Source organism: Microbacterium sp. IEGM 1404 (genome assembly GCF_030056775.1).
In the GTDB taxonomy this organism is placed as follows: Bacteria; Actinomycetota; Actinomycetes; order Actinomycetales; family Microbacteriaceae; genus Microbacterium.
Map to the genome: position 1 here is coordinate 930,399 of NZ_JASHKP010000001.1, position 11,626 is coordinate 942,024.

Here is an 11,626-nt window from a genome sequence, read left to right on the forward strand (position 1 = left end):
CACCGGCCCCGCGCGGCGTAGGATGGGAACACTGATCGCAGCACCCGGGGGAGGGGATCGATGACCGAGACCACGTCCCCCGCGCCGCCGCCGTCATCGCTCCGGCGACTGGTCCCGCGCATCTTCTCGCGCGCCGCCCGCCGCGACGACGTCGACAAGCTCCTGCGCACCGTCCGCACGCACCACCCCAAGGGCGATCTCGGCATCATCGAGCGCGCCTACGCCGTCGCCGACAAGGCGCACGAGGGGCAGAAGCGTCAGAGCGGCGAGCCGTACATCACCCACCCGCTCGCCGTCGCGCAGATCCTCGCCGAGCTGGGCCTCGGCCCCAAGGCGATCGCCGCGGCGCTGCTGCACGACACGGTGGAAGACACCGGGTACCCGCTCGACGAACTGGCCGCCGACTTCGGCGACGAGGTCGCGATGCTGGTCGACGGCGTCACCAAGCTCGACAAGGTCAAGTACGGCGAGAGCGCGCAGGCCGAGACCGTCCGCAAGATGATCGTCGCGATGTCGCGCGACATCCGCGTCCTTCTGATCAAGCTCGCCGACCGTCTGCACAACGCGCGCACGTGGGGTTTCGTCCCGCCCCACAAGGCCGCGAAGAAGGCCACCGAGACACTCGAGATCTACGCGCCGCTTGCCCACCGCCTCGGCATCCAGGCCATCAAGAGCGAGCTCGAAGACCTCTCGTTCGCCGTCCTGCACCCCAAGCTCTACGCCGAGATCGAGAGCCTGGTGCGCCAGCGCACTCCGCAGCGCGAACAGTACGTGCAGACCGTGATCGAGGACATCGACTCCGACCTGCGCGAGCTCCGCGTCCGCGGTCGCGTCATGGGGCGCCCCAAGCAGCTGTACTCCGTGTACCAGAAGATGGTCGTGCGGGGGCGTGAGTTCGACGACATCTACGACCTGATCGGCATCCGGATCCTCGTCGGCACCGTGCGCGACTGTTACGCGGTGCTGGGTGCCATCCACGCGCGCTGGACACCGCTGCCGGGCCGCTTCAAGGACTACATCGCCACCCCGAAGTTCAACCTCTACCAGTCGCTGCACACGACGGTGATCGGCCCCAGCGGCCGAACGGTCGAGATCCAGATCCGCACGCACGAGATGCACCAGCAGGCGGAGTTCGGCGTCGCCGCGCACTGGAAGTACAAAGAGCGGATGGCCGGCGGGAAGACGGATGCCAAGGCCTCCGACACCGACATGGCCTGGATCGCCCGCATCTCCGACTGGCAGGCAGAAACGGCTGACCCGGGCGAGTTCCTGGACTCGCTGCGCTTCGAGATCGGCGCGAAAGAGGTCTACGTCTTCACGCCGAAGGGCCGCGTCATCGGTCTGCCGAAGGGCGCGACACCCGTCGACTTCGCTTACGCCGTGCACACCGAGATCGGCCACCGCACGATGGGCGCCAAGGTCAACGGGCGACTCGTCCCCCTGGAGACCGAGCTGCAGTCGGGCGACGTCGTCGAGGTCTTCACGTCGAAGAACCCAGACGCGGGCCCCAGCCAGGACTGGCTCGGTTTCGTCAAGAGCACCCGTGCGCGCAACAAGATCCGCGGCTGGTTCACGAAGGAACGCCGCGAAGAGGCGATCGAGCAGGGCAAGGACTCCATCGCGCGGGCGATGCGCCGGCAGAACCTTCCGTTGCAGCGCCTGATGAACCAGGACTCGTTCACCGAGGTCGCGCGCGGGTTCCACTACGAAGACGTCTCCGCGCTGTACGCGGCGGTCGGCGAGGGCCACGTCTCGACGCAGTCGGTCATCGAGAAGGTCACGGCGCTCGTCAGCGCCGACGACACCTCCACCGGGCCGATCGATCTGCCGCAGGTCGGCCGCAGCCGCGCCCCGCGCGGCGGCGACTCGGGCGTGCTGGTGCGCGGCGCCCCCGACATCCTGGTGAAGCTCGCGAAGTGCTGCACCCCGGTGCCGGGCGACGAGATCGTCGGCTTCGTCACGCGGGGGAGCGGCGTCTCCGTGCACCGCTCCGACTGCACGAACGTGAAGTCGCTCCGGGAAGACCCCGAGAGACTCATCGACGTCGAGTGGGCTCCGACCACCAAGAGCGTGTTCCTCGTGCAGATCCAGGTCGAGGCGCTCGACCGTTCAGGTCTGCTGAGCGACGTCACCCGGGTGCTGAGCGAGCACCACGTCAACATCCTGTCCGCGACCGTCTCGACGACGAACGACCGGCTCGCTCTCAGCAAGTTCGTGTTCGAGATGGGCGACACCGTGCATCTCGACCGCGTGCTGAACGCCGTGCGACGCATCGACGCGGTCTACGACGTCTATCGCGTCACCTCGTCCTGACCTTCCGCGCGGATCACTCGACTCCGAGAGTCCTCAGCACCTCGTCGGCCCGACGTCCGAAGGGGAACCGCGGATGCCGGCCGAGCCACCGCCGCGCCTCCCCGACGAGGCGCGGCTCGGCCAGGCCCCACGCGCGCGCGACAGCGACGTCGGCGTCGTTCCCGGAGCGGGCGAGATCCACCAGCGTGCGCTCCGGGCTCGCCACCAGGACACCGGCGATCGTCACGACGTCGGCGGGCGCGATCCGGACGTCGTGGGTGGCGACCCCCGTCGTGCGCGGCGGCCGTGCCCGCTCAGCGGAGGCGCGCTGTAGGTGATGCCGTGCCGGTTCGAGACCGGCGCCGCCGTGGATCCACGCGGCGCTGGATCGGACGGCGGCCCACTTCGCCCCGACCAGGGGTGCCAGACTCCGCGCCCGCATCCAGGAGGTCTCGACGGCGTCGGCGGGCATGAACCCCTCACCGATGGGCGTGAGCAGACCGTCCAGGCAGGCCGCGGTCAGCTCCGCCAGTGACAGCCGTTCACCGGGGAAGTACAGAAAGGGAGAGACCATCCCGTCAGTGTGCCGGGATGGTCTCTGCCGCGGCGTCCCGGGGACGCCGAGCTGTGGAGAACGCTCAGCCGCCGAGCGCGCGCAGCCACGTGCGACGCGCCTCGAGGGCCTCGGACGCCTGGGCCGCGGCGCGCTTGTCGCCCTTGGCCTGGGCAGCGGCGAGTTCGGCCTCGAGCTTCTCGATCGCGTCCGTCAGCTGACGCGTCATGTCGTTGGCACGTGCCTTCTGCTCCGGATCGTTGCGCTTCCACTCCGCGTCCTCGCGGGTGCGGACGCTCTGCTCGATCTTGCGGAGCTCGTCGTCGAGGACGCGCTCCTTGTCGCGGGGGAAGATGCGGCCGATCTCGTCCCACTGCCGCTGGATCGCGGTCAGCTTCTGTCGAGCCGTCGCGAGGTTCTTCTCGTCGACGATCGGCGCGGCCTCCTCCAGCAGGGCGCGCTTCTGCTCGATCTTCTCCTTGGATGCCTCGGCATCGGCGGTCTCGCGTTCGATGCGGGCGCCGTAGAGCGCGTCGCCCGCCGCCTTGAACCGGGCCCACAAGGCATCGTCGACCTTGCGGCCGGCGCGGCCGGAGGCCTTCCACTCGTCGAGGAGGTCGCGGTAGGCGGGGATGCCGTCCTCGCCGCGGGGCGCGAGCGCCTCGGCCCGCTCGACCAGGCGCGTCTTGGCGTCGCGCGCGGACTTGTGCGTCTCGTCGAGCGCGGAGAAGAACTCGCGGCGGTGGCGGTCGACCGTCGCTCGCGCGTCGCGGAAACGGCGCCACAGCTGCTGAGCGGTCGACTTCGGCAGGCGCGGGCCGTTCTGCTGGTGCGCCTGCCACCGGTCGAACAGATCCGACATGTCGGCGGTCATCTGCTTCCACTGCACCGACTGCGGGTCGCGGGCGGCGAGGGCTTCGGCCTGCTCGACGATCTCGGTGCGCTCGCGCACGGCGTCGTCGACGGCTTCCTTGGCCGCTGCCGCTTCGGTCTCGGTGGCCTCGGCCAGTTCGGCCGTCAGCGCGTCCAGTCGCTCGAGCAGTGCGGCGAGGTCGCCGACGGCTGCGGCACCGTCGACCTTGGCCCGCACCGTGGCCGCGGTCGAGCGCAGATCGGAGGCGGATGCACCGCCGCGACGGTGACGCACCTCGAGGAGGGTCACTTCGCCGGCGAGGTCGGCGAACTTGCGCGTGTAGTAGGCCAGGGCCTCGTCGGGCGTGCCGTCGGGGTACTGCCCGACGACCCGCCATTCACCGCCCTCGCGCACCGAAACGGTGCCGTCCTCGTCGACTCGACCCCACGGCTCGACCGGAGCCGCGACGCGCGCACCGGGACGCGGGCCGGGCCGCGGACCGGGTGCGGGGGCGGCCTTCGGAGCGGCAGGCGCGCTCTCGACGGGCGCTTCCGCGTCTTCGACGGGGGCGGTGGACGCTTCCTCGTGCGGAGTCTCCTCAACGGGAACCACCTCGGCGGACGCTTCCTCGTCCGGAGCCTCCTCGACAGGAGTCTCCTCGACAGGAGTCTCCTCGGCGGGATCCTGGTCGGCCTCGCCGTCTTCGGCGGCGGCCGGAGCGGCCTCGGCCGCGGTCTCATCCACGGCGGTCTGGGGGGTCTCGTCGACAGCCGTGTCGTCGTCGGCGACGGCGGGGGTGGTGTCGGGGGAGTCGGAGGAAGGAACGGAAGTCACGGAAAGCACCTCATCGCGGCAGGGCCGCCTGGGGGAGAAGGACCCTCCGAGCCTAGTACGACGGATGCCGTCGTCACAGGCTCACGGGGTGGGCGAGACCGAGGGGTCGGGCAGCAGCGGACCGGTGGACGCCGGGCTCGGCGTGTCGACGACCGTGGGCTGGGGCGCGGGAGCGCCGGGACCGGCGACGAAGTAGACGGTCTGCAGTCCGACCGCCGCGCCGATCACGACGAGACCGACGACGAGCGCGAGCACGTTGTCGCGCGTGCGCCGACGTCCCTGACGTCGGTGGAGCTCTTGGCGGGCCTGATACGCCCGCGACCGCTCGCGCTGCTCACGACTCTGTCGATCCTTGCCACCCGTCGCCACATCGACCTCTTTCCACCGCTCGCGGACCGCCCCGATCCTACGCACCCCGCCGATGAGCCCACAAAGGCGCTCGATCCGTTGTCGGCGGTCGCGATTAGCCTGGATCGGTGACCAGTGCTTCCGCCCTCTTCCAGGGCCAGACCCCGCTCGCGGTGCGGATGCGTCCGACGAGCCTCGACGAGGTCGCCGGCCAGGGTCATCTGCTGCGCCCCGGCTCGCCCCTGGTCACGCTCGCCGGCACCGACTCCTCGGCATCCGGATCCGCCGTCTCGGTCATCCTCTGGGGGCCTCCGGGCACGGGCAAGACGACTCTGGCGCAGGCGATCGCCCGCTCGTCCGGTCGTCGTTTCGTGGAGCTCTCGGCGATCACCGCCGGGGTGAAGGACGTCCGCGAGGTCATGCAGGAGGCCCTCACCCAGCGCGACCTGTACGGACAATCGACGATCCTCTTCCTCGACGAGATCCACCGCTTCACGAAGGCGCAGCAGGACGCGCTGCTGCCGGGCGTCGAGAACGGATGGGTGGTGTTGATCGCCGCCACGACCGAGAACCCGTCGTTCTCCGTCATCTCGCCGCTGCTGTCGCGGTCGCTGCTGCTCACCCTGCGCCCGCTCGGCGACGACGATCTGGGCGCCCTCGTCGATCGTGCCGTGACCGACCCGCGCGGCCTCGACGACCGCGTGGTCCTGAGCGACGAGGCGCGTTCGGCGCTCGTGCGCCTGGCATCCGGCGACGCGCGCCGTGCGCTCACCGCACTCGAGGCCGCCGCCTCCGTGGCCGCGGACGACGCGGCACGCGACGGCGATGCCGAGGACCGCGACGGCGACGACGAGGACGACGAAGACGCGGATGCCGACCCGCGGCCCGTCATCACCGGTGACCACATCTCCCAGGCCGTCGACCGCGCGCTGCTGCGCTACGACCGGCAGGGCGACGAGCACTACGACGTCATCAGCGCGTTCATCAAGTCGATCCGCGGATCGGACGCGGATGCGGCGATCCACTACCTCGCGCGCATGATCGAGGCCGGGGAGGACCCGCGGTTCATCGCGCGCCGACTGGTCATCTCCGCCGCGGAGGACATCGGTCTCGCCGACCCGCAGGCCCTGCAGATCGCCGTCGCCGCGGCGGACGCGGTCGCCTTCATCGGGATGCCGGAGGGACGCATCCCGCTCGCCGAGGCGACGGTGTACCTCGCGACCACGGCGAAATCGAATGCGGCGTACAACGCCATCAACGCCGCGATCGCCGACGTGCGGGCCGGCGGGTTCGGTCGCGTGCCCGTCCATCTGCGCGACGCCCACTACGCGGGCGCGAAGCGACTCGGGCACGGCAAGGGCTACAAGTACGCGCACGACAGTGACATCGGCATCGTCGCGCAGCAGTACCTCCCCGACGAACTGCGGGGGAAGCGCTACTACCAGCCGACCACGCACGGCGCCGAACGCGAGGTCTCCGCCCGGCTCGAGAAGATCCGCCGCATCCTCGACGGCGGGTGAAATCCGACGCCGCGGCACGAGGGCCCCGTGCGTTCCGTGCGACGCTGTCGCGGTGACCGCCGCTCTCCTCGCCGCCGCCGCCGTGATCGTCCTCGACGTGTACGCGGTCGTGCTGGTCGTGCTGCGGGCGAAGGTCTACCGCGTCGCTGTGTACCGGCCGATGCTGCTGAACATCGGGCTGTCGACGCTTCCGGTCGTGACGGCGATCGGTGTCGTCGTCGGGCTCACGGTGCTCGCCCCGGTGCTCACGCGTCTGGCCGATGTCGCACCCGACGCGGGCGTCGTCGTGCTGCCCATCTACCTCGCCCTCGCGACGGGCGTGTGGCTTCTGCTCTTCCCCAACTCGGTGTACCTCATCACCGAGCTCAACTTCAGCCACCGGACGGCGGACTCCCCGGTCCCGCTCTGGTACGACATCATCCAGACGCTCGTGCTGACCCTCTCCGGTCTCGGCAACGCGGTGCTGAGCCTCGGCATCCTGCACGCGCTCTTCGTCGTCTACGAGGAGCCCGACGACGCCGTGCCGCCGACGGCCAGCTGGGTCCTGGCGGCGGTGGTCATCGTGCTCGGCGCCGTCGGGGTCTATCTCGGCCGCTATCTGCGCGTGAACAGCTGGGATGTGCGGCATCCCGTGTCCCTCCTCCGCAAGCTCGTCGCCCATCTGCGTCAGCCCGGCAAGGCGCTGGAGGCGAGCGCCTTCGTCGTCACCCACGCGCTCCTGGTCGCCGTGCTCTACGTGCCGCTGTTCTCGCTGACCTGGACCTCGTTCGTCGCGACGGCCGTCTGATAGGCTTAATCGGTTCGAAACAGAGTTTTCGGGCATCCCCTCTCTTCTTCACCGACCTTCCGGCATGCCCCGGCGTGCAGTCCGGACAGGGCGAAGAGAGCGTGATACGTCCGTGAGCCGCGAAACGCGCGGCCACGTCATCGGAAGGAGCACTTCGTGGCAACGAAGTCCCAGGACCGCCGCAAGGTCCGTCTGTCGCGCGCCCTCGGCGTCGCGCTCACCCCCAAGGCCGCCCGCTACCTCGAGAAGCGTCCCTACGCTCCCGGCGAGCACGGCCGCACCAAGCGCAAGGCCGACAGCGACTACGCCGTCCGCCTGCGCGAGAAGCAGCGTCTGCGCGAGCAGTACGGCATTCGCGAGAAGCAGCTGCGCATCGCGTTCAACGAGGCACGTCGCACCGATGGCCTGACCGGTGAGAACCTGGTCGAGCTCCTCGAGATGCGTCTGGACGCCCTGGTCGTGCGTGCCGGCTTCGCCCGCACCACCGCTCAGGCCCGCCAGCTCGTCGTGCACCGCCACATCCTGGTCGACGGCCAGCTCGTGGACCGCCCGTCGTTCCGCGTGAAGCCGGGTCAGCAGATCCACGTCAAGCCGAAGAGCGAGGGTCTCGAGCCCTTCCAGGTCGCCGCCGCCGGCGGGCACGCCGAGGTGCTGCCCCCCGTTCCCGGTTACCTCGAGGTCGACCTGGCCACGCTGCAGGCGAAGCTCGTGCGTCGCCCCAAGCGCGCCGAGGTGCCCGTCACGTGTGACGTGCAGCTCGTCGTCGAGTACTACGCCGCTCGCTGAGTCCACGACTCACGAGCCGAAGGGCGCCGGGTTCTCCCGGCGCCCTTCGTCGTTCCCCGGCGGATGCCGGGGGCGTGGCATCCATCCCTCCGGGCGCGCGCTCGCGCGACCCTGTCGCCTACGATGAAGGGATGCCGCGTCCGCGGCGCTCGCTCGAGGAAGAAGTGGTGAACGTGAGAAGCCTCGTCTGGTTCGTATTGGGCATCGCCGGAGGCTTCGTCGCCGCGCACCTGGTCAACAAGGACCCCCGCGGTCAAGAACTGCTCGCTCAGGTCGACGCCCGGATCGGCGAGTTCGCCGACCACCTGAGCGACGCCTACCACGAGCAGGAATCCCGCCTGTCCGACATCCTGGACGATGCCAGGAGCGTCGCGGCGTCCGCCGTCGAGGCGACCGCCGACGCCGTCGATTCCGTCGCCGACGCGGCGAAGAAGGCCGCCCCCACCGACTGACCTCCCGGCATCCCGCCCCGCCCCCCGGGGTGGATCCGCACGCCCACGGAAAGACCCCTCATGAACACCGCCGAGATCGCTCAGCGCTTCCTGGACTACTTCCAGAAGAAGAACCACACCATCGTGCCGTCGGCCTCCCTCGTCACCGACGACCCGGCCCTGCTGTTCACGGTCGCCGGCATGGTGCCGTTCATCCCCTACCTGAGCGGGGTCGTTCCGCCGCCCTATCCGCGCGCGGCCGACGTGCAGAAGTGCATCCGGACGAACGACATCGAAGAGGTCGGCAAGACGCCCCGTCACGGCACTTTCTTCCAGATGCTGGGCAACTGGTCGTTCGGCGACTACTTCAAGGAAGACGCGATCCGCTACGCGTGGGAGCTGCTGACGACCCCGGATGCCGAGGGCGGCCTCGGCTTCGACCCCGACGACCTGTGGGTCACGGTCTACGAAGAGGACGACGAGGCGCGCGACCTCTGGCTGAAGCTCAGCACCCTGCCCGACGAGCGCATCCAGCGCCTGGGCAAGGACACGAACTACTGGTCGACCGGGCTCCCGGGCCCCGCGGGGCCCTGCTCGGAGATCTTCTTCGACCGCGGTCCCGCGTACGGCATCGACGGGGGACCGGCGACCGACGACGACCGCTACGTCGAGATCTGGAACCTCGTGTTCATGCAGTACGAGATCACGAACGTGCGCTCGAAGTACGACTTCGACATCGTCGGCGAACTGCCCGCGAAGAACATCGACACCGGCATGGGCCTGGAGCGCATCGCGTTCATCAAGCAGGGCGTCGACAACATGTACGAGACCGACCAGGTGCGTCCGGTGCTCGACCTGGCAGCGAAGCTGGCGGGCAAGTCGTACGGCGCCGAGTCGCACGAGGACGACGTGCGCCTTCGCATCGTCGCCGACCACGTGCGGTCGTCGCTGATGCTGCTCGCCGACGGCGTGACCCCGTCGAACGAGGGCCGGGGCTACATCCTGCGCCGCATCATGCGCCGCGCCATCCGCTCGATGCGCCTGCTGGGCGTCGACGGCCCGACTTTCCCCGAGCTGTTCGCCGCGTCGCGCGACGCGATGAAGGGGTCGTACCCCGAGGTCGAGACCGACTACGCGCGGCTGTCCGCCTACGCGATCGCCGAGGAGCAGACGTTCCTCCGGACGCTGGCGGCGGGATCCGCGATCCTCGACCAGTCGGTCGCGGATGCCAAGAGCGGCGGCGCCACGACCCTGTCGGGCTCGGAGGCGTTCCTGCTGCACGACACGTACGGCTTCCCGATCGACCTGACGCTCGAGATCGCCGAAGAGGCGGGCCTCGCCGTCGACCGCGGTGCGTTCGACACCCTCATGCAGGAGCAGCGGACTCGGGCGAAGGCCGACGCGCGCTCCCGCAAGGGCGCGCTCGCCGACCAGAGCGTGTACCGCGAGTTCCGGGCGCTCGGCGAGACCGTCTTCACCGGATACACCGACCTCCAGACGGAGTCGAAGGTCCTCGGCATCCTGGTCGACGGCCGCAGCACCGACCGCGCGTCGCAGGGGCAGATCGCCGAGGTCGTCCTCGCCGAGACCGCGCTGTACGCCGAGTCCGGCGGACAGGTCGCCGACAAGGGCGTCATCGTGGGCCCCGGCTACGAGCTCGAGGTACTCGACGTGCAGCGCCCCGTTCCGGGTCTCATCAGCCACACGGTCGAGGTCACCACCGGCGAGGTGTCGGTCGACGCGCCGGCGACGACGGTGGTCGACGCTCTCAACCGCCACTCGGCGCAGCAGGCGCACTCTGCGACGCACCTCGTGCACGCCGCCATCCGCGACACCCTCGGCAAGACCGCGACGCAGACCGGTTCGCTCAACCGCGCCGGCTACATGCGCTTCGACTTCAGCTGGGGAGCCGCTCTCTCGCCCGAGACCCGCACCGAGATCGAGGACATCGCCAACAATGCGGTGCGCGACAACCTCGAGGTCACCACGCGGGTCCTCTCGCTCGACGAGGCGAAGGCCGCGGGCGCCATGGCGTTGTTCGGCGAGAAGTACGGCGACACCGTGCGCATGGTCGACATCGGCGGTCCGTGGTCGCGCGAGCTCTGCGGCGGCACGCACGTCGCGCGCAGCGCAGAGATCGGGCTGGTGAACCTCGTCGGCGAGTCGTCGGTGGGTGCCTCCAACCGCCGTGTCGAGGCTCTCGTGGGGCTCGACGCCTTCCGTGACCTCGCCGCCGAGCGCGCCATCGTCTCGCAGCTGACGTCGTCGCTCAAGACCCCGCGCGAGCAGCTGACGACCCGTATCGCCGAACTCGCCGCGAGCCTGAAGGCCGCCGAGAAGAAGATCGCCGCGTTCGAGGCACGGGCGCTCTCCGACCGCCTGCCGCAGCTCGTCGAGTCCGCGACGTCGGTGGGCGCCGTCCGCGTCGTCGCGCAGTCGCTCGGCGAGGGCGCCGCCGCCGACGACGTGCGCACGCTCGCGCTGCAGGTGCGCGATCGCCTCGGCTCCGACGCGGCCGTCGTCGCGCTCGGCACCGTCGCGGGCGGCCGTGCCACCGTGGTCGTCGTCACCAACGAGGCGGCACGCGAGCGCGGCCTCGCCGCAGGAGCCCTCGCCAAGGCCGCCGCCGGTGTGCTCGGCGGAGGCGGAGGCGGTCGTCCCGACGTCGCCCAGGGCGGTGGCACGGATGCCTCGGCCCTGCCGCAGGCGCTCGCGGGCATCGTCGCGGACGTGCGGGCGATCACGGCGTGACGGAGTTCCGCCGCGGCATCCGGCTCGGCATCGACGTGGGACGCGCGCGCGTCGGCGTCGCGCGATCGGACCCCGACGGACTGCTCGCCGTGCCCGTCGAGACGGTGCCCCGCAAGGGAGAGCCCGTGCGTCGTATCGTCGCCCTCGCCGCGGAGTACGAGGCGTTCGAAGTACTGGTCGGGTTGCCGCTGAACCTCCGAGGTGAGGACACCCCGTCGACGACGGACGCCCGTCAGTTCGCGGGGGAGCTGGCCGCCGCTCTGGCCGTCCCGGTGCGGCTCGTCGACGAACGACTCAGCACCGTCTCGGCGCACGGCGTGCTCCGCCAGGCAGGGCGCTCCCAGCGGGAGTCTCGTAGCATTGTGGACCAGGTCGCCGCTGTAGTGCTTCTGCAGCAGGCGCTCGACGTGGAGCGACAGTCCGGTGAGCCGGCCGGACCCGCCGTAGCACCGGGACAGGAGCCCGCCTGAC

General features: G+C 70.4%; 10 protein-coding genes. 7 read left to right on the forward strand and 3 right to left on the reverse strand.

Going from position 1 to position 11,626, the window contains the following annotated elements; genetic code table 11:
• Window positions 1-60: 60 nt before the first annotated feature.
• Complete coding sequence (locus QM517_RS04705) at window positions 61-2,313, forward strand: RelA/SpoT family protein (RefSeq protein WP_283285532.1); 2,253 nt, start codon at window positions 61-63, stop codon at window positions 2,311-2,313.
• Window positions 2,314-2,326: 13 nt separating this feature from the next.
• Here the strand turns inward: QM517_RS04705 and QM517_RS04710 are convergent, their stop codons facing one another.
• The 3 genes from QM517_RS04710 to QM517_RS04720 all read right to left on the reverse strand — a co-directional run bounded on the left by QM517_RS04710 (window position 2,327) and on the right by QM517_RS04720 (window position 4,946).
• Entirely contained in the window at window positions 2,327-2,866 is a 540-nt protein-coding gene (locus QM517_RS04710) for a hypothetical protein (protein ID WP_283285535.1), read from the reverse strand.
• 64 nt (window positions 2,867-2,930) lie between these two features.
• Window positions 2,931-4,532: a DUF349 domain-containing protein gene (locus QM517_RS04715; RefSeq protein WP_283285537.1), complete on the reverse strand. Its 1,602-nt coding sequence runs from the start codon at window positions 4,530-4,532 to the stop codon at window positions 2,931-2,933.
• Between the two features lie 81 nt (window positions 4,533-4,613).
• On the reverse strand, window positions 4,614-4,946 hold the full coding sequence (locus QM517_RS04720) for a hypothetical protein (RefSeq protein WP_283285539.1): 333 nt from the start codon (window positions 4,944-4,946) through the stop codon (window positions 4,614-4,616).
• Window positions 4,947-5,008: 62 nt separating this feature from the next.
• Here QM517_RS04720 and QM517_RS04725 point away from each other — a divergent pair, with 62 nt between their 5' ends.
• The 6 genes from QM517_RS04725 (at window position 5,009) to ruvX (ending at window position 11,625) form a co-directional block, all read left to right on the forward strand.
• A complete protein-coding gene (locus QM517_RS04725; protein WP_308208876.1) occupies window positions 5,009-6,400 on the forward strand; it encodes a replication-associated recombination protein A in 1,392 nt (463 codons plus the stop codon).
• 52 nt (window positions 6,401-6,452) lie between these two features.
• Window positions 6,453-7,187, forward strand: a complete 735-nt coding sequence (locus QM517_RS04730) for a DUF1361 domain-containing protein (protein ID WP_283285541.1) — start codon at window positions 6,453-6,455, stop codon at window positions 7,185-7,187.
• 156 nt (window positions 7,188-7,343) lie between these two features.
• Window positions 7,344-7,973 carry a 30S ribosomal protein S4 gene (rpsD, locus tag QM517_RS04735; protein WP_076490487.1) on the forward strand — a complete coding sequence of 210 codons (630 nt, stop codon included), beginning with the start codon at window positions 7,344-7,346 and terminating at the stop codon, window positions 7,971-7,973.
• Window positions 7,974-8,104: 131 nt separating this feature from the next.
• Window positions 8,105-8,425, forward strand: a complete 321-nt coding sequence (locus QM517_RS04740) for an ATPase (protein WP_202400759.1) — start codon at window positions 8,105-8,107, stop codon at window positions 8,423-8,425.
• 60 nt (window positions 8,426-8,485) lie between these two features.
• Entirely contained in the window at window positions 8,486-11,155 is a 2,670-nt protein-coding gene (alaS, locus tag QM517_RS04745; protein ID WP_283285543.1) for an alanine--tRNA ligase, read from the forward strand.
• Entirely contained in the window at window positions 11,152-11,625 is a 474-nt protein-coding gene (gene ruvX / locus QM517_RS04750) for a Holliday junction resolvase RuvX (protein ID WP_283285545.1), read from the forward strand. Before alaS ends, ruvX begins: the two co-directional genes overlap by 4 nt.
• Window position 11,626: the final 1 nt, after the last annotated feature.